The 17,202-nt window shown below is 69.1% G+C and carries 15 protein-coding genes and 1 riboswitch; of the genes, 12 read left to right on the forward strand and 3 right to left on the reverse strand.

The genetic code is table 11. From position 1 onward, the window contains the following. Positions 1 to 222 precede the first annotated feature (222 nt). The 10 genes from ACFVWW_RS30080 (at position 223) to ACFVWW_RS30125 (ending at position 10,216) form a co-directional block, all read left to right on the forward strand. Positions 223 to 831 carry a CDP-alcohol phosphatidyltransferase family protein gene (locus ACFVWW_RS30080; protein WP_386879472.1) on the forward strand — a complete coding sequence of 203 codons (609 nt, stop codon included), beginning with the start codon at positions 223 to 225 and terminating at the stop codon, positions 829 to 831. Between the two features lie 112 nt (positions 832 to 943). After that, entirely contained in the window at positions 944 to 3,439 is a 2,496-nt protein-coding gene (locus ACFVWW_RS30085) for a sugar phosphate nucleotidyltransferase (RefSeq protein WP_384192768.1), read from the forward strand. A gap of 121 nt (positions 3,440 to 3,560) precedes the next feature. Continuing rightward, the gene (locus ACFVWW_RS30090) at positions 3,561 to 4,490 is read left to right on the forward strand and encodes a DUF881 domain-containing protein (protein ID WP_384337624.1); all 930 of its coding nucleotides are present in this window, start codon (positions 3,561 to 3,563) and stop codon (positions 4,488 to 4,490) included. Beyond that, positions 4,487 to 4,819, forward strand: coding sequence for a small basic family protein (locus ACFVWW_RS30095; RefSeq protein WP_003970459.1), 333 nt, complete (start codon positions 4,487 to 4,489; stop codon positions 4,817 to 4,819). Before ACFVWW_RS30090 ends, ACFVWW_RS30095 begins: the two co-directional genes overlap by 4 nt. A gap of 5 nt (positions 4,820 to 4,824) precedes the next feature. Beyond that, entirely contained in the window at positions 4,825 to 5,613 is a 789-nt protein-coding gene (locus tag ACFVWW_RS30100) for a DUF881 domain-containing protein (RefSeq protein WP_384337626.1), read from the forward strand. A 70-nt stretch (positions 5,614 to 5,683) separates the two neighbouring features. Beyond that, positions 5,684 to 6,646, forward strand: coding sequence for an FHA domain-containing protein (locus ACFVWW_RS30105; protein WP_384192761.1), 963 nt, complete (start codon positions 5,684 to 5,686; stop codon positions 6,644 to 6,646). A gap of 17 nt (positions 6,647 to 6,663) precedes the next feature. Beyond that, positions 6,664 to 7,401 (forward strand): MerR family transcriptional regulator, encoded by a 738-nt coding sequence (locus ACFVWW_RS30110; protein WP_384192759.1) that lies wholly within the window; start codon positions 6,664 to 6,666, stop codon positions 7,399 to 7,401. A gap of 53 nt (positions 7,402 to 7,454) precedes the next feature. Then, on the forward strand, positions 7,455 to 7,928 hold the full coding sequence (locus ACFVWW_RS30115) for a bifunctional nuclease family protein (RefSeq protein WP_006123076.1): 474 nt from the start codon (positions 7,455 to 7,457) through the stop codon (positions 7,926 to 7,928). A gap of 180 nt (positions 7,929 to 8,108) precedes the next feature. Next, positions 8,109 to 8,678 carry a MerR family transcriptional regulator gene (locus ACFVWW_RS30120; protein WP_384192757.1) on the forward strand — a complete coding sequence of 190 codons (570 nt, stop codon included), beginning with the start codon at positions 8,109 to 8,111 and terminating at the stop codon, positions 8,676 to 8,678. An 89-nt stretch (positions 8,679 to 8,767) separates the two neighbouring features. Continuing rightward, positions 8,768 to 10,216: a DNA polymerase IV gene (locus ACFVWW_RS30125; protein ID WP_386879473.1), complete on the forward strand. Its 1,449-nt coding sequence runs from the start codon at positions 8,768 to 8,770 to the stop codon at positions 10,214 to 10,216. Here ACFVWW_RS30125 and ACFVWW_RS30130 read toward each other — a convergent pair. Next, entirely contained in the window at positions 10,180 to 10,578 is a 399-nt protein-coding gene (locus ACFVWW_RS30130) for a PRC-barrel domain-containing protein (protein ID WP_384192753.1), read from the reverse strand. The two genes, ACFVWW_RS30125 and ACFVWW_RS30130, sit on opposite strands and share 37 nt — an antisense overlap. A gap of 113 nt (positions 10,579 to 10,691) precedes the next feature. After that, positions 10,692 to 10,790, forward strand: a riboswitch (glycine riboswitch). A gap of 177 nt (positions 10,791 to 10,967) precedes the next feature. On the opposite strand from ACFVWW_RS30130, the gene gcvP reads away from it, so the two are divergent. Next, positions 10,968 to 13,853, forward strand: coding sequence for an aminomethyl-transferring glycine dehydrogenase (gene gcvP, locus ACFVWW_RS30135; RefSeq protein WP_384192750.1), 2,886 nt, complete (start codon positions 10,968 to 10,970; stop codon positions 13,851 to 13,853). Between the two features lie 103 nt (positions 13,854 to 13,956). Here gcvP and ACFVWW_RS30140 read toward each other — a convergent pair whose 3' ends face one another. After that, positions 13,957 to 14,163 carry a DUF5999 family protein gene (locus tag ACFVWW_RS30140; RefSeq protein WP_384192747.1) on the reverse strand — a complete coding sequence of 69 codons (207 nt, stop codon included), beginning with the start codon at positions 14,161 to 14,163 and terminating at the stop codon, positions 13,957 to 13,959. A gap of 312 nt (positions 14,164 to 14,475) precedes the next feature. Continuing rightward, positions 14,476 to 15,063: a hypothetical protein gene (locus tag ACFVWW_RS30145; RefSeq protein WP_384192744.1), complete on the reverse strand. Its 588-nt coding sequence runs from the start codon at positions 15,061 to 15,063 to the stop codon at positions 14,476 to 14,478. Positions 15,064 to 15,559: 496 nt separating this feature from the next. Between ACFVWW_RS30145 and ACFVWW_RS30150 the strand changes: the two genes are divergently transcribed. Next, positions 15,560 to 17,098, forward strand: coding sequence for a glutamate--cysteine ligase (locus tag ACFVWW_RS30150; protein ID WP_384192742.1), 1,539 nt, complete (start codon positions 15,560 to 15,562; stop codon positions 17,096 to 17,098). Positions 17,099 to 17,202: the final 104 nt, after the last annotated feature.

Consider the following 17,202-nt stretch of genomic DNA (forward strand, 5'->3'; position numbering starts at 1 on the left):
ACTGCAGGGGGGACCCTGTGGGAGAGTAGGACGCCGCCGAACAATCTTTGTGGGAATGCCCCGCACCGTATGGTGCGGGGCATTTCTGCGTTCACGACTCTTTTCATGGCCCGTTTTCAAGACCGTTTCAGGGATGTCCGGTTACCCCCTTGCACTCGCCGGCCGAGGCTGAGGGTAAGGTCAGGAGGCATCGTTGGCACGTTCCACACAGGAGGCCCCCGGGTGGAGGTCCAGGAGACTCGCGTTCAGACGGACCGGGTGCTCACCATCCCCAACATCCTCAGCATGGCTCGCCTCGTCGGTGTGCCGCTCTTCCTGTGGCTGATCCTCCGCCCCGAGTTCGGAGGACCCAAGAGCGACGGCTGGGCATTGCTGGTGCTGATGCTGAGCGGTGCCAGCGACTATCTCGACGGAAAGCTCGCTCGCCGGTGGAACCAGATCAGCAGCCTGGGACGGCTCCTGGACCCCGCCGCCGACCGGCTGTACATCCTTTCCACCCTGGTCGGGCTCACCTGGCGAGAGATCTTGCCCCTCTGGCTCACCGCGGCGCTATTGGCGCGAGAGTTGATGCTTCTGGTGATGGTGGGAATCCTTCGCCGGCACGGCTATCCGCCTCCCCAGGTGAACTTCCTCGGGAAGGCGGCTACCTTCAACTTGATGTATGCCTTCCCGCTCCTGCTCCTCAGTGACGGGAACGGATGGCTTGCGTCACTCGCCGAAGTTTTCGGATGGGCGTTCGCCGGATGGGGTACAACCCTGTATTGGTGGGCAGGGATCCTGTATGTGGTCCAGGTCCGCCGGCTCGTCAAGGCGGACAACGCGGCCGATTGAGCTCGTCGAAGTGGTGCCGTGCAGAGTCGCCGGCCCGCGCCTGACGCCATGAGGCCTCTGTCCAGACGGGTGAAGTCGGCGAGTCCGTCTCTTCAAGGAGGACGCTTCCGACATGAAGGCCGTCGTGATGGCTGGTGGCGAAGGAACTCGACTTCGCCCCATGACCTCAAGCATGCCCAAGCCGCTCCTGCCGGTGGTGAATCGGCCGATCATGGAGCATGTGCTGCGGTTGCTCAAGCGTCATGGGCTCAGCGAGACCGTCGTAACCGTGCAATTCCTCGCCTCCCTCGTCAAGAACTACTTCGGCGACGGTGAAGAGCTCGGTATGGAGCTCACCTACGCCAACGAGGAGAAGCCGCTCGGCACCGCCGGGAGCGTCAAGAATGCCGAAGAGGCCCTGAAGGACGATGCCTTCCTCGTCATCTCCGGAGACGCTCTCACCGACTTCGACCTGACCGACCTCATCGCCTTCCACAAGGAGAAGGGCGCACTGGTGACGGTGTGCCTGACCCGGGTGCCGAATCCGCTGGAATTCGGCATCACGATCGTGGACGAAGAGGGAAAGGTCGAACGCTTCCTGGAGAAGCCCACCTGGGGCCAGGTCTTCTCGGACACCGTGAATACGGGCATCTATGTCATGGAGCCCGAGGTCTTCGACTACGTCGAGGCCGATGTCTCCGTCGACTGGTCCGGCGATGTCTTCCCTCAGCTGATGAAGGAAGGCAAGCCCATCTACGGCTATATCGCCGAGGGCTACTGGGAGGACGTGGGCACGCACGAGAGCTATGTGAAGGCCCAGGCCGATGTTCTCGAGGGCAAAGTCGATGTGGACATCGACGGCTTCGAGATCTCTCCCGGCGTATGGGTGGCCGAAGGCGCCGAGGTCGACCCCGACGCGGTGTTGCGCGGTCCGCTGTACATCGGTGACTACGCCAAGGTCGAAGCCGACGTGGAGCTCCGCGAGCACACCGTCGTCGGGTCCAACGTCGTTATCAAGACCGGTGCGTTCCTCCACCGGGCGGTCGTCCACGACAACGTCTATATCGGGCAGCACAGCAATCTGCGTGGCTGCGTGATCGGTAAGAACACCGACATCATGCGAGCGGCCCGGATCGAGGACGGCGCGGTCATCGGCGACGAGTGCCTCGTCGGCGAGGAATCGATCATCCAGGGCAATGTGCGGGTCTACCCGTTCAAGACCATCGAGGCGGGCGCGTTCGTCAACACCTCGGTGATCTGGGAGTCCAGGGGGCAGGCGAATCTCTTCGGAGCCCGGGGCGTCTCCGGCATCCTGAACGTCGAGATCACGCCGGAAGTCGTGGTGCGGCTGGCCGGCGCGTACGCCACCACCCTGAAGAAGGGGTCCACGGTCACCACGGCGCGTGATCACTCACGTGGCGCGCGTGCCCTCAAACGGGCCGTGATCTCCTCGCTGCAGTCCAGCGCCATCGACGTGCGGGACCTGGAGAACGTACCGCTGCCGGTCGCCCGTCAGCAGACCGCCCGGGGCAGCGCCGGCGGCATCATGATCCGGACGTCGCCGGGCGTGCCCGACTCGGTGGACATCATGTTCTTCGACGAGCGGGGAGCGGACCTTTCGCAGGCCGGTCAGCGCAAGCTGGACCGGGTGTACGCACGCCAGGAGTACCGTCGCGCGTTCCCCGGGGAGATCGGGGACCTTCACTTCCCCGCCAGCGTCTTCGACTCGTACACCGGCTCGTTGCTCCGCAATGTCGACACCTCGGGGATCGCCGAGGCCGGGCTCAAGGTCGTGGTCGACGCGTCCAACGGCAGCGCCGGCCTGGTGCTGCCCAGCCTGCTGGGCCGGCTCGGCGTCGACGCGCTGACCATCAATCCCGGCCTCGACGAGGCGCGGCCGACCGAGACGGCCGAGTCGCGCCGCTCCGGTCTGGTCAGGCTCGGGGAGATCGTCGCCTCGGCGCGTGCCGCGTTCGGGGTGCGGTTCGACCCCGTCGGTGAGCGGCTGTCGCTCGTCGACGAACGAGGGCGGATCATCGAGGACGACCGGGCCCTCCTGGTGCTGCTGGATCTGGTCGCGGCCGAGCGGCGCAGCGGGCGGGTGGCACTGCCCGTGACGACCACCAGGATCGCCGAGCAGGTCGCCGCGTACCACGGGACTCAGGTGGAGTGGACGACCACGTCACCCGACGATCTGACCCGGGTGGGCCGCGAGGAGACCACGATCTTCGGTGGTGACGGCCGTGGAGCCTTCATCGTGCCGGAGTTCAGCAGTGTCCTCGACGGTACGGCGGCCTTTGTGCGGCTGCTCGGGCTTGTGGCGCGTACACAGCTCACGCTGAGCCAGATCGACGCCCGCATTCCGCGTGCGCATGTGCTGCGGCGGGACCTGGCGACCCCCTGGGCCGTCAAGGGTCTGGTGATGCGCACCGTCGTGGAGGCGGCGGGCGACCGGCAGGTGGACACGACCGACGGCGTACGGGTGGTCGAGGCCGACGGGCGCTGGGTCATGGTGCTGCCCGACCCCTCCGAGGCCGTCACTCATCTGTGGGCGGAGGGCCCCGACGACGCGTCGGCGCAGGCGCTCCTGGACGAGTGGTCGTCCGTCGTGGACAGCGCAGGCCACTAAGGCCGGTCCAGGGCAGGTCAGCCAGGTGGGACCGGTGTGCCGGGCGGTGTCTTCGTACGCCGTCCGGCACACCGGTGGGGCCATTCGGCGGTAGCGCGTGCGACGTGCGACGATGTGCGGCATGTCGCCGCAGCCCCCCATTCGGAGTACCGCTTCTCCACCCGCGCGCCCCGATGCTTCGATGTCGCTGCTGACGAATGTGATGGACCACAGCCTCGACGAAGGCTATGCGGAGGCGGCGGCCCGCAGGGACGCCGAGGAGGGCGGACTGCCGCGCACACTCCGGGCGAAGCTCGGGCTCGCGGCGGGTCTGGTGCTGGCCGCCATGGTGGTCACCGTCGGTGCGGCCCAGGCGCGGATCTCGGCGCCGGTCGTGGCCAAGGAGCGCGAGGAGCTCATCGACCGGATCAACGACGAGACCTCGGCGGCGGACGCGCTGGAAGACACGGTCGAGAAACTCCGTGGTGAGGTCGGCGAGCGGCAGCGCGCGGCGCTGCGCTCCCTCGGCGGCGACCAGGGCGCACGGGTCGCGTTGGTGGCCGGTGCCACGGCGGTGCACGGTCCGGGTGTGAAGCTCGTGGTCGATGACGCCAAGGACACCCAATCGGGCGGCGGCGGGCCGCGGGAGAGCAGCGGCTTCTCCGACAAGGGCCGGGTACGCGACCGGGACATGCAGCTGGTCGTCAACGGCCTGTGGGAATCGGGCGCGGAAGCCATCGCCATCAACGGACAGCGGCTGACCTCACTGTCCGCGATCCGGGCCGCGGGCGACGCCATATTGGTCGACAACAGGCCGCTGGTGCCGCCGTACACGGTGCTCGCGGTGGGGGACGGGAAAAAGCTGAGCACCACATTCGAGAAAAGTGCCGACGGCCAGTATCTGCATTCGCTGCAGGAGAGCTTCGGTATCCGCACCAGCATCTCCGACCAGGAAGAGGTGCGTCTGCCTGCCGCGCCGAGCCTGATCGTACGTACCGCAGAGCCGCAGGCCGCCGACGCCGGGAAGGGCAACGGGCAGGGCACGGCCGACACCGGGAAGGGCACATCGTGATCGCCGTACTGGGCCTCGTCGTGGGAGTCGTGGTCGGGCTATTGGTCCGGCCCGAGGTGCCGGCGGTGGTCGAGCCCTATCTCCCGATCGCCGTCGTCGCCGCTCTGGACGCGGTCTTCGGTGGCCTGCGGGCCATGCTCGACGGGATCTTCGTCGACAAGGTGTTCGTCGTCTCCTTCCTGTCGAACGTCGTCGTGGCCGCACTCATCGTCTTCCTGGGCGACAAGCTGGGCGTGGGCGCCCAGCTGTCCACCGGCGTGGTCGTCGTGCTGGGTATCCGGATCTTCTCCAACGCTGCCGCGATCCGGCGGCACGTGTTCCGGGCGTGAGGCCGATGAGCAGCGAAGAGACCCCCAGGAACGAGGGATCCGCGGACACTGCGCCGGCCGCCGAGCCGCAACAGCTGACCGGTCGTCAGCGGTTGGCGGCGGGGCTGTGGCCGCCGCGTGTCACGCGGGCTCAACTCATCGTCGCCGTCCTGCTGTTCGTGCTCGGGCTCGGGCTCGCCATCCAGGTCAGGTCGAACAATGACGACAGCGCGCTGCGGGGCGCCCGTCAGGAGGACCTGGTGCGCATCCTCGACGAGCTCGACGACCGCACCCAGCGGCTGGAGGACGAGAAGCAGCGTCTCGTGAACCAGCGCACCGAGCTGGAGACCAGCTCGGACCAGGCCGAGGAGGCCCGTAAGCAGACGATGGAGAAGGAACAGCAGCTGGGCATCCTGGCCGGCACGGTCGCCGCTCAGGGGCCCGGTATCACCCTCACCATCAACGACCCGAGCGGCACGGTCGAGCCGGACATGCTGCTCGACGCGCTCCAGGAGCTGCGGGCTGCGGGCGCCGAGGCGATTCAGGTCAATGACATGCGGGTGATCGCGGATACTTACTTCTCGGGTACGGGAGGTGACGTACAGGTGGACGGCAAGGCGGTGACGGCGCCGTACCGCTTCAAGGTCATCGGCAAGCCGCAGGATCTCGAGCCCGCTCTCAACATTCCGGGCGGGGTGGTGCAGACGCTGGAGAAGGAGCAGGCCACAGCCACGGTGACCCGGGCTGAGAAGATCACCGTGGACGCCTTGCGACCGGCGCAGCGGCCTGACTACGCTCGGTCGTCATCGCCGTGAGCCGGCGGTGCATGGCAGCTGCCGGACGCGGGCATGAGGTTGCGGGGGGTCGGCGCACGAACAGCGTGGTGTGTGGTGGAAACTGTCCGGTGGATACGGACGTTGTCAAGATGTCCGGGTCGGCAGGTGTGTTCATTCAGGGTTCGTCCTGCCCCACGGGCGGGTCTGTATCGGTCAAGGGGAATCGCCCGTGAAGTTGTTTGCGAAGTTGTTCGGCAAGAGCGCACGCGAGGACGGCGGCTCCGCTCGCCATCGCGCGGCGCGCCAGGGCCAGAGCGAGGAGCCGGGCGGCGAGCGCCCGCTCTTCCGTGACGAGGTGGGTGGTCAGGGTGGCGCCGCGCCCGAGGGGCGGGGCGCGTCGTCTGTTGACCCTGCCGGTCCCGGCCGCATAGGTTTCGGGGAGTCATCAGCCTCACGTACGGGTGGAGGGTTTTCCTCGGACCCGCACGCATCCGATGCCCCCACGGGGCAGTCGCGGCAGGAGGACCCCGCCATGTCGGCCTTGCCGGTTTGTACGAGGTGCGGACACCGAAACGCCGAGGCCAGTCGGTTCTGCTCCAACTGTGGTGCGCCGCTGCGGCCCGGGGTGCCCGCGGAGCGCGCTTCGGAGACGACCTCGACGATCTCCATCTCCGGCCTCGAAGCGTACGACTCCGAAGTGACCGGTCAGACGGCGCTTCCGTCGCTCTCTCCGGAGGCGCAGGCCGCCGTCGACGCCCTGCCGCTGGGCTCGGCGCTCCTGGTGGTGCGCCGCGGTCCGAATTCGGGCAGCCGTTTCCTGCTGGACAGCGAGCTGACCACGGCCGGCCGTCACCCCCAGAGCGACATCTTCCTCGACGACGTGACCGTGTCGCGCCGCCATGTGGAGTTCCGCAGGGGCGCCGACGGTCACTTCACCGTCTCGGACGTGGGCAGCCTCAACGGCACGTACGTCAACCGTGAGCGGATCGATTCGGTCCTGCTGGCGAACGGCGACGAGGTCCAGATCGGCAAGTACCGGCTGGTCTTCTACGGGAGCCAGCGGGGCGTGTGACCCCTCAGGGAAGGTCCATGCTGCGAACACCGTCGGGCGGTGCCGGTCACGGCACCGCCCCCACGGGCGACCCACTGGTCAGCATCGGCGCGGTGCTGAGCCGGCTGCGGGACGAGTTTCCCGAGGTCACCATCTCCAAGATCCGTTTTCTGGAGGCGGAGGGGCTGGTCGAGCCGCGCAGAACCGCCTCCGGCTACCGCAAGTTCAGCTCCGAGGACGTCGAGCGGCTGGCCCGCGTGCTGCGGATGCAGCGCGATCACTATCTTCCGCTGAAGGTCATCAGAGAGCATCTGGACGCCCAGGGACGCGGCGAGCGCGTTCAGCTGCCCGGCCCGCAGCGGGAGCCGCTGGGCGGCGCCTGGGAGGCCGGGAGCGAGGTTCCGACCGCGGCGAGGATCGGCCGCGAGGAGCTGCTCGCCGCCGCCGAGGCCACCGAGAGCCGGCTCGACGAGTGGGAGTCGTACGGCCTCATCGGTCCGCTGCCGGACGGTGGATACGACCCGGAGTCGGTCACTGTGGCGAAACTCATCGCGGATCTGGGGAGATTCGGCCTGGAGCCCCGGCATCTGCGAGCCATGAAGGCGGCCGCCGAGCGTGAGGCGGGGCTGGTCGAGCAGGTGGTGGCGCCGCTGCGGCGGCACCGTAATCCGCAGACCAGGGCCCATGCCGAGGCGACCACGAATGAACTCGCCGCGCTCTCCGTACGGCTGCACGCGGCGCTGGTACGGACGGCTCTCGGGGTCCGGCAGCACTGATCATGGGGATGTCCGACTACCCAAACCGGCCGGGCACGTCCTAGGGTTGCTGTGTGAACGAGCTCGACGTTGTGGGTGTCCGGGTGGAAATGCCCTCCAACCAACCGATCGTGCTCCTGCGTGAAGTGGGAGGCGACCGGTACCTCCCCATCTGGATCGGACCGGGGGAGGCTACCGCTATTGCCTTCGCCCAGCAGGGCATGGCCCCGGCCCGGCCGCTGACGCACGACCTCTTCAAGGACGTCCTTGAGGCGGTGGGCCAGGAGCTCACCGAGGTCCGCATCACGGATCTGCGTGAAGGGGTCTTCTATGCGGAGCTGGTCTTCGCCAGCGGGGTCGAGGTGAGCGCCAGGCCGTCCGACGCCATAGCGCTGGCGCTGCGCACGGGTACGCCGATCTACGGCAGTGACGGGGTTCTGGACGATGCCGGCATCGCCATCCCGGACGAGCAGGAGGACGAGGTGGAGAAGTTCCGCGAGTTCCTCGACCAGATCTCTCCGGAGGACTTCGGAACCAACAGCCAGTGAGCGGCCGGTGAGCGCTGCACCGGGCTTTTGTCAGCGCATTCGAGCAGCCCTTCCCCGAAAGCGGGCACGGGAAACCACACTCAGGGTGATTATCACTCGGCGTGGCGAGTGTGGCGATCGTTGACGCACCCCGGGTGACTGCCTACCTTCGACAGGGCAGGTCAAGGACGGAGGGTCGGCGTGAGAAGCAGCGGCGACGGTACGGCGGCGGGCGGGCCGTATCCGCTTCACGGCAGTGCGGCCGACCCCGGTGTCGAGACCGTCGGATACCGGGGCCCGACCGCGTGCGCGGCGGCGGGCATCACCTACCGCCAGTTGGACTACTGGGCGCGTACGGGGCTGGTCGAGCCGAGCGTGCGCTCGGCGTACGGCTCCGGCACCCAGCGGCTCTACAGCTTCCGGGATGTCGTCGTCCTGAAGATCGTGAAGCGGTTCCTGGACACCGGGGTCGCTCTGCAGAACATCAGGGCGGCGGTCCAGCATCTGCGGGCCCGGGGTTTCCAGGATCTTGAGCGGATGACGCTCATGAGCGACGGCGCGACGGTCTACGAATGCTCCTCGCCCGACGAGGTCGTGGACCTCCTCCAGGGCGGCCAGGGCATCTTCGGGATCGCGGTCGGCGTGGTGTGGCGCGATGTCGAGGCCGCGCTGTCGCAGCTCCACGGGGAGCGGATCGACACCGGTGAGACGCTGATCGGCAACAATCCCGCCGACGAACTGGCCCGGCGGCGCCGGGACCGCGCCGTCTGACCCCTCCGCCGGTCCTTCCGGCCCCTCCGGGCGCTGTCCCGCGCCGCTCCTGCGGCCGATTGTCAGTGGTGTGAGGGAGCATCGGTGGGGTGAGATCCGCGCCGACGATCCTGCATCTGGACATGGATGCCTTCTTCGCCGCCGCCGAGCAGGCGGCGAAGCCGAGTCTGCGCGGAAAGCCCGTGGTGGTCGGCGGTCTGGGTCCGCGCGGGGTGGTCTCGACGGCCTCGTACGAGGCGAGACGGTTCGGGGTGCACTCGGCGATGCCGATGGGCCAGGCGAGACGGCTCGCTCCGAACGCCGCCTATCTCGTACCGCGCTTCTCCGTCTACCGCGCGATCAGCGAGCAGGTGATGGAGCTGCTGGGGCGGCTCTCCCCGCTGGTGGAGCCGCTCAGCCTGGACGAGGCCTTCGTGGACCTGGAGGCGGGCGGCTCCGCGCATGACTCGGCTTCCGCGCGGGCGGCGGGCGAGCGGCTGCGCCGGGACATCAGGGCGGTCACCGGCCTCACCGGTTCCGTCGGGCTCGCGGGGTCCAAGATGCTGGCGAAGATCGGCTCGGAGCAGGCCAAGCCGGACGGTCTGGTGCTCATCGAGCCCGGCACGGAGCGCGAGCTGCTGGGGCCGATGTCCGCGAGGATCCTGCCCGGGGTGGGGCCGGCGACCGGAGAGCATCTGAGACGGGCCGGGATGACCACCGTCGCCGAACTGGCCGGGGCGGGTGAGGACGAGCTCGTACGGCTGCTGGGGAAGGCGCACGGCGCCTCGCTGTACCGGATGGCGCGGGGGCACGACGACCGGCCCGTGGTGTCGGACCGCGATGCCAAGTCCGTGTCGGTCGAGGACACCTTCGATGTCGATCTGCACGACCGGGTCCGGGTGAGGACGGAGGTGGACCGGCTCGCCGACCGGTGCGTCGAGCGGCTGCGGGCGGCGGGGCGCTCGGGGCGGACGGTCGTGCTCAAGGTCCGGCGGTACGACTTCTCCACGCTGACCCGTTCGGAGACGCTCCGCGGTCCCACGGACGACCCGGGAGTGGTGCGGGAGGCGGCGGGCCGGCTGCTGGAGTCGGTGGACACCATGGGCGGGGTGCGGCTGCTGGGGGTGGGGGTGACGGGGCTCGCGGACTTCACCCAGGAGGATCTCTTCGCCCAGGCCGCGGCCGACGAGTCCGCCCGTCACGGGCCCGTCGCGGCGCCCGAGCCGGCCGACGACCGGGCCGCCGAGGGCGGCCCGGAGCGGGAGGCCGAACGGGCGGCCGAGCAGGAGCCCGGGAGCGCGCCGGCGGTGGTGGCGCCGGCGCCCGCCGAGCGGCGCTTCCCGGCCGGACATGATGTGCGCCACGCCGAGTTCGGAGCGGGCTGGGTACAGGGCAGCGGGCTGCGGAGGGTCACCGTACGGTTCGAGGAGCCGGGGTCCGCGCCGGGGCGGGTGCGGACGTTCTGGGTCGACGATCCGGATCTGGAGCTGTCCGACCCGCTGCCTCTGGTACCGGCGGCGGATCAGTCGTCCTGGCCGGCCAGCCGCCCGAAGTTGTGATCGGAGTCACGCTCGGAGAGGGACGCGGCCCCCTCCGGCGGCTCGGGCTCGGGAAGGGTGAGTCCGTAGTGGTGGTAGAGCTGGAGCTCCTGCTCGGGGGAGAGATGGCGGCCCACGCCGAAGTCGGGGGCATCCCTGATGAGGGCGCGCTCGAACGGGACCTGCAGTGCGTTGTTCGTCAGTGTGCTGGGTGCGAGAGGGACGAAGGCATCGCGGCTGAAGATCCCGGTGCGGACGGCCGCCCACTCAGGGATCCCGGTGGCGTCGTCGAGATACACCTCGTCCACCGTGCCGAGCTTGTGGCCATGTCGGTCGAATGCCTTGCGGCCGATCAGGCTGCGCGGATCGATATCGGTCTCCACGGTCCCTCCAACTGGTCGCAACTGCTGGTAAATACTACAAAAGTGCAGATATGAGACGTCGGCCACTCGAAAGTTGTCCGCAAGACCTCGCTGGTAGGCTGGCGAACGGCTGCTGACCCCGTGCGGGAGAGTCCTCCGGTGAGAACAACCGGAGGCGCCGAAGGAGCAAATCCTCCCCGGAATCTCTCAGGCCCCCGTACCGCACGGACGAGGTCACTCTGGAAAGCAGGGCGGGCGTCGGACGGCATCCGCTCTCACCGACGGTGAAAGCCGGGCCGCCTCGTGGCGGGCCGGTGAAGCTCTCAGGTCGAGATGACAGAGGGGGAGGCCGTCCGGGCACCCGCGTCTTGGTGCCCCTCGCAGGTCGTGTCAGACCAGGAGGCCTCCGCATGACCCCCAACCGCATTCCGCTCGCACAGCTGGAGCGAGGGATCCCCTTCGAGCAGCGCCACATCGGGCCCGACGCGGCGGCGCAGGCGAAGATGCTCGCGCAGGTCGGATACGGCTCGCTCGACGAGCTGACCGCCGCCGCGGTGCCGGACGTGATCAAGAGCGCCGAGGCGCTGCGGCTTCCCGGCGCCCGCACCGAAGCCGAGGTCCTGGCCGAGCTGCGGTCCCTCGCGGACCGCAACCAGGTGCTCGCGCCGATGATCGGTCTCGGGTACTACGGCACGTTCACCCCTCCGGTGATCCTGCGCAACGTCATGGAGAACCCGGCGTGGTACACCGCGTACACGCCGTACCAGCCGGAGATCTCCCAGGGCCGCCTCGAGGCACTGCTCAACTTCCAGACCGTCGTGGCCGAGCTGACCGGCCTGCCGACCTCGGGCGCCTCCCTGCTGGACGAGAGCACGGCGGCGGCGGAGGCGATGGCGCTGTCGCGCCGCGTCGGCAAGGTCAAGGACGGTGTCTTCCTGATCGACTCCGACGCCCTGCCGCAGACCGTCGCCGTGATCAGGACCCGCGCCGAGCCGACCGGCGTCGAGGTAGTCGTCGCGGACCTGAGCGAGGGCATCCCGGCCGAGGTGGCCGAGCGCGGTGTCTTCGGTGTGCTGATCCAGTACCCGGGCGCCTCCGGGGCCGTCCGGGACATCAGGCCCGTCGTCGAGCGGGCGCACCAGCTGGGCGCGATCGTCACGGTCGCCGCCGACCTGCTCGCGCTGACGCTCCTCACCTCGCCCGGTGAGCTGGGCGCGGACATCGCGGTCGGCACCACGCAGCGCTTCGGGGTGCCGATGGGCTTCGGCGGACCGCACGCCGGCTTCATGGCCGTACGCGACAGGTTCGCGCGCAGCCTGCCCGGCCGGCTCGTCGGGGTCTCCGTGGACGCCGACGGCAACAAGGCGTACCGGCTGGCGCTCCAGACCCGTGAGCAGCACATCCGCCGCGAGAAGGCCACCAGCAACATCTGTACCGCGCAGGTGCTGTTGGCCGTCATGGCCGGGATGTACGCCGTCTACCACGGCCCCGAGGGGCTGCGCGGCATCGCGCGGCGCACCCACCGGTACGCGACGCTGCTCGCCGAGGGCCTGCGCGCGGGCGGTGTCGAGGTCGTCCACGGCGCGTACTTCGACACGCTGACCGTGCGGGTTCCCGGCAGGGCCGCCGGGGTGGTCGCGGCCGCCCGCGAGGGCGGGGTCAACCTCCATCTCGTGGACGGCGACCATGTCTCCCTCGCCTGTGACGAGACCACCGGACGCGCCCAGCTGGCCGCCGTGTGGACCGCCTTCGACGTCGAGGGCGACATCGAGGCGCTGGACGCGGTGGTGGCCGAGGCGCTGCCCGAGGCCCTGCTGCGGACCGGCGAGTACCTGACGCATCCCGTCTTCCACCAGTACCGCTCCGAGACCGCGATGCTGCGTTATCTGCGCAAGCTCGCCGACCGCGACTACGCGCTGGACCGCGGCATGATCCCGCTCGGCTCGTGCACCATGAAGCTGAACGCGACCACCGAGATGGAGCCGGTCACCTGGCCCGAGTTCGGCGCGCTGCACCCCTTCGCCCCGGCCGACCAGGCGCAGGGCTATCTGACGCTGATCAGGGAGCTGGAGGAGCGGCTCGCCGAGGTCACCGGCTACGACGCGGTGTCCCTCCAGCCGAACGCCGGTTCGCAGGGCGAGCTGGCCGGTCTGCTGGCGGTGCGCGCGTACCACCGGGCCAACGGCGACACGCGGCGCACCGTCTGCCTCATCCCGTCCTCCGCGCACGGCACGAACGCCGCGAGCGCGGTGATGGCCGGGATGAAGGTCGTCGTCGTCAAGACCCGCGAGGACGGCGACGTCGACGTCGAGGACCTGCACGCCAAGATCGAGCAGTACCGCGAGGAACTGTCCGTCCTGATGGTCACCTACCCGTCCACGCACGGCGTGTTCGAGGAGCACATCGGTGACATCTGCGCGGCCGTGCACGACGCGGGCGGCCAGGTGTACGTGGACGGCGCGAACCTCAACGCGCTGGTGGGGCTGGCCCGGCCGGGCAAGTTCGGCTCGGACGTGTCCCATCTGAATCTGCACAAGACGTTCTGCATCCCGCACGGCGGCGGTGGCCCCGGGGTCGGTCCTGTCGGGGTGCGGGCGCACCTCGCCCCGTACCTGCCCAACCACCCGCTCCAGCCCGCCGCCGGCCCCGCGACGGGCGTCGGCCCGATCTCGGCGGCTCCGTGGGGCTCGGCCGGCATCCTGCCGATCTCCTGGGCGTATGTCCGGCTGATGGGCGGCGAGGGACTCAAGCGGGCGACGCAGGTCGCCGTGCTGGCCGCCAACTACATCGCCAAGCGTCTTGAGCCGCACTACCCGGTGCTCTACACCGGTCCGAACGGACTGGTGGCCCACGAGTGCATCGTGGATCTGCGGCCGCTGTCCAAGGCCACGGGCGTCAGCGTCGACGACATCGCGAAGCGGTTGATCGACTACGGCTTCCACGCGCCGACGATGTCCTTCCCGGTGGCGGGCACGCTGATGATCGAGCCCACCGAGAGCGAGGACCTCAACGAGATCGATCGTTTCTGCGAGACGATGATCGCGATTCGTACGGAGATCGAGAAGGTCGCGTCGGGCGAGTGGCCCGCCGACGACAACCCGCTGCGCAACGCCCCGCACACGGCGGCCGCGTTGGGCGGGGAGTGGGAGCACGCGTACAGCCGCGCCGAGGCGGTCTTCCCGGCCGGTGTCTCGGCTGCGGACAAGTACTGGCCGCCGGTGCGCCGTATCGACGGCGCGTTCGGCGACCGCAATCTGGTCTGCTCCTGCCCGCCGTTGGACGCCTACGACCACTGACGCGGGCCGGGGAACGCCTCGGCGCACACGTCGGGGCCGGTGCGGAGGGAGGTCTCCGGGCCGGCCCCAGTCAGAACAACGGCAACAAGCGTGCCGGAACGCATCAGGCCGCTGTCACCACCTGTTCGGTGCGCAGCGGCCGGTGCGGGGCGATGATCTTTCCGTCCGGCAGCAGTTCGCCGGTGTCCTCGAAGATCAGGACGCCGTTGCACAGCAGACTCCAGCCCTGTTCAGGGTGGTGTGCCATCAGTCGGGCGGCATCGCGGTCGGCGGAGTCGGCTGTCGGGCAGGCGGGTTGATGCTGGCACATGGGTGGGTTCTTTCGCTGTGTCGTGGCGGGTGTCCTGGGCCTCGATGTGGTCAAGGTCGCCCCCCGGTTATGTTTGGTCCAGTCCTAGTGTTGCCCTACGGACGGCAATCCGCAGGTATTTCGCGGCAGCTCTTCCTTCTGCACTAGGACGTGTCACCCAGCCGGACGGTTCAGTTCAACTTCTCTGTCTCTTCGGGTGGTTCGGGGTGGCCGGACCGGACTAGTCCGGATGGGCAGAACTGTGCCCCGCGACCACGGGGGCCGCGGGGCACAGGCGGAGTGGGGCAGGACCGACGAGTCGCCGCGGGCGGTTCAGGCCGGAGTGCGCAGGAGTGGCGCCGGGGCGAGCCGCAGTCCGATCATCGGCAGCAGCTCCGTGACGCGGTGCGGACGGTGGGCAGCGATGCCGGGCGGGGCCGGCGCGAGGGGCACCAGGACGTCATCCGGTGCGGGCGAGCCCGTGGAGGCGTCGGCCTCCGTGTCCCCGTGCAGCCAGAGCGTGAGCATGTAGAGCTCGGGCACCGACAGCAGCCGGGGCTGGTACGAGGTCCCCAGGGTCTCCGCCTGGCGTACCGCCCGCTCCGTCGCGGTGATGTACGGGCCCTCGAAGAAGCGCGAGAAGGTCCAGCCGTCCGCGGTGAGCATCGTGTCGGCGGCTGCCACGGCGCGGTCGCCGCTGCGGATCAGGAAACGCCAGCCGACCAGCCGGGTGCGCGGCGTGCGGCCGGCCGGGGTGACCTGGTCGAGCACATGAAGGGGAAGCGGGAGTTCGGGGCTCAGCGGTCCCTGGACGGACTGCAGAGCGGGGGTGCGGGCATCGCGCACGGCGGTGGGGGAACCGAGTGCCGCGAGAACGCTGCGCAGGGCGGGCGCGGGGGCCGGTGGGACATGCAGCGGCATGGTGGGTTGCCTCTCACTCAGGAGACAGGGTGATGCGTGAGGTGGAGCCGGGGCGGGTGCGGACGTCGCTGTCAGCGTGCGGGGTCAGAGGTGGGCTCAGGGCTGTACGCCGGACGCCGACTCTCTGCCTCGTAGGCGGAGTTTATACGACACGTGTTCACACCATGTTTCTTCTAGCGGTCATGGATATTGCAGGCAAGGCACTATTAGGTCCATCTCCTGCGGAGTTTATGTTGATAAACCGTGAACGCAGGCGTCTGGCCTGGGGCGATTCGTCCGGCGGGGACGGCCGAAACTCGTCGGCGTTTTTCGCGCCGGTCGGGCAGTGGTAACAGAGGACCACGCCATGCCAAAGGAATGTGCCGCACGACCGTTGGGGCCACTGTAGCGGGCACGGGGCGCCCGTGGGACGTTACGGATCAGCCAGTCTGGGCATTATCGATCGTGACGCGAGCGGCCGATGCCGTTGGCTGCCCACTCGAGGAGGGACACTTCGATGGGGGAGAAGGTCGAGTCAGGCGCTTCAGGCCTGTCCGATCGGCAGAAGTACCGCAGGAAGCTGCAGCAGTGCCTCGCGGTGCTGGAGCGACTCCTGGCGGAGGACAGGTTCGACCGGCCCAGGAACCTGATGGGTCTGGAGATCGAACTGAATCTGGCGGGCTCCGACGGGATGCCCCGCATGATGAATGCGGAGGTGCTGAACCGCATCGCGAGCGGTGATTTCCAGACCGAACTCGGAATGTTCAACCTGGAAGTGAATGTCGCGCCGCACCAGCTGAGCGGCCGGGTGCTCGATCAGCTCGCGGAGGAACTGCGCACCGGCCTCGGATATGCGCACCGCAAAGCGAGCGAGGTCGACGCCGGGATCGTGATGATCGGAATTCTGCCGACGCTCGGCCGGCATCACGTGGTGCCCGCGAATCTCTCGGACGTCGACCGCTACACGCTGCTCAACGAGCAGATGGTCGCGGCCAGGGGCGAGGATTTCACCCTGGACATCGAGGGCGTGGAACGGCTCAGGTGTACGTCGTCGTCCATCACTCCGGAAGCGGCCTGCACCTCCGTACAACTGCATCTCCAGGTCACCCCGGACCGCTTCGCGGATGTGTGGAACGCGGCCCAGGCGGTGGCATCCGTGCAGGTGGCACTGGGTGCCAACGCGCCGTTCCTGTTCGGCAGAGAACTGTGGCGGGAGTCCAGGCCGCCGCTCTTCGAGCAGGCGACCGACACCCGGCCGCCGGAGCTGAAGGCGCAGGGGGTGCGCCCCAGGACCTGGTTCGGCGAGCGCTGGATCGACTCCGCGTACGACCTGTTCGAGGAGAATCTGCGCTACTTCCCGCCGCTGCTGCCGATCTGCGACGACGAGGATCCGCTGCGGATGCTCGACGCCGGCGAGATGCCCAGCCTCCAGGAGCTGGTGCTGCACAACGGCACGGTCTACCGATGGAACCGGCCGGTGTACGAGGTCACCGACGGCGTACCGCATCTGCGGGTGGAGAACCGCGTCCTGCCCGCGGGCCCCACGGTCACCGATGTGATCGCCAACGTCGCCTTCTACTACGGCCTGGTGCGCGCGCTCGCCGAGGACGCGCGGCCGGTCTGGCGGAGGCTGCCCTTCGCCGAGGCCGCCGAGAACTTCGAGATCGCCTGCCGTCATGGCATCGATGCCGAACTGCGCTGGCCGCGGCCGGGGCGGGCCGCCGGGATCACCACGGTGCCGGTGGTGAAGCTCGTACGTGACGAGCTGCTGCCGCTCGCCGCCGCCGGGCTCGACGCGTGGAATGTCGAGCCCGCGGACCGCGACTTCTATCTCGGGGTGATCGAGCAGCGGTGCAACCGGCGGGTGAACGGGGCCTCGTGGCAGGTGGACACCTTCCACCGGGCGCTGGAGGCCGGCCTGGAACGGGACGCGGCGCTCGCGGCCACCACACGCCGCTACTGCGAGCTGATGCACCAGGGCGAGCCGGTGCACACCTGGCCGGTGGGGTTCCCCGCGCGGTCCGCCGGAGGCAGGTCCGCCGGAGGTCCGGGATGAGGTGTGCCGTACGGGCTGAGCACTGACGGTCCGACGGCGGACCGAGGGGGCCCGCCCGCGCCCATCGTGTACACGTGGGGCAAGCTGTGACGTCCCATGGCGGT

This window comes from Streptomyces sp. NPDC058198, assembly GCF_042882605.1.
Lineage (GTDB): Bacteria > Actinomycetota > Actinomycetes > Streptomycetales > Streptomycetaceae > Streptomyces.

Excerpts from the sequence above, each read along its gene's own strand:
- ACFVWW_RS30140 (WP_384192747.1), bottom strand. The coding sequence starts at position 14,163 with ATGTGCCAGCATCAACCCGCCTGCCCGACAGCCGACTCCGCCGACCGC.
- ACFVWW_RS30145 (WP_384192744.1), bottom strand. The coding sequence starts at position 15,063 with ATGCCGCTGCATGTCCCACCGGCCCCCGCGCCCGCCCTGCGCAGCGTT.
- ACFVWW_RS30090 (WP_384337624.1), top strand. The coding sequence starts at position 3,561 with ATGTCGCCGCAGCCCCCCATTCGGAGTACCGCTTCTCCACCCGCGCGC.
- ACFVWW_RS30100 (WP_384337626.1), top strand. The coding sequence starts at position 4,825 with ATGAGCAGCGAAGAGACCCCCAGGAACGAGGGATCCGCGGACACTGCG.
- ACFVWW_RS30110 (WP_384192759.1), top strand. The coding sequence starts at position 6,664 with ATGCTGCGAACACCGTCGGGCGGTGCCGGTCACGGCACCGCCCCCACG.
- gcvP (WP_384192750.1), top strand. The coding sequence starts at position 10,968 with ATGACCCCCAACCGCATTCCGCTCGCACAGCTGGAGCGAGGGATCCCC.
- ACFVWW_RS30150 (WP_384192742.1), top strand. The coding sequence starts at position 15,560 with ATGGGGGAGAAGGTCGAGTCAGGCGCTTCAGGCCTGTCCGATCGGCAG.
- ACFVWW_RS30085 (WP_384192768.1), top strand. The coding sequence starts at position 944 with ATGAAGGCCGTCGTGATGGCTGGTGGCGAAGGAACTCGACTTCGCCCC.